This window comes from Mycolicibacterium pyrenivorans, assembly GCF_025821625.1.
GTDB lineage: Bacteria > Actinomycetota > Actinomycetes > Mycobacteriales > Mycobacteriaceae > Mycobacterium > Mycobacterium pyrenivorans.
Genome location: NZ_JACKSH010000118.1, coordinates 1 through 383 on the forward strand (window position 1 = coordinate 1; position 383 = coordinate 383).

Genomic DNA, 383 nt, shown 5'->3' on the forward strand with positions numbered 1-383 from the left:
TCAGCGTCCAGCGAAGAGCCCGACGAACCCAGGGCAACTTACATAAGGGGGTAGCGGCCGGTTCGGGCTGCTGTGTTGTAGGCGGCGTCGCGCTCGGCGCGGCCCGTCTCGTCGACCTCGAAGCCGACGTAATGCTGATAGGGCTGACCGCCGGTCAGTCGGGCGATCACCGGGTCGAGGACCGCGCCCTTGGCTCGGGCGCTGCATTTGCGGGCACCGCCGCGCTGCGGCAGGGTGCCGGCGGTCAGCATCTCCGTCGACAGCGCGTAGGCCCCCTCGACGAACAGTCGGTCCGGTTCGGTGGTGTCGCTGAAGGTGGTGATGCCCTCGCCGGCGGCGGTGGTGAGCAGCTGGTGGCGGCCGACCTGGACGAACCGGACCCG

At 70.2% G+C, this 383-nt stretch carries 1 pseudogene; it reads right to left on the reverse strand.

The window, feature by feature from the left end:
- Positions 1 to 38 precede the first annotated feature (38 nt).
- Positions 39 to 383 (reverse strand): annotated as a pseudogene (locus H7I57_RS14645) (hypothetical protein); the annotation flags it as partial.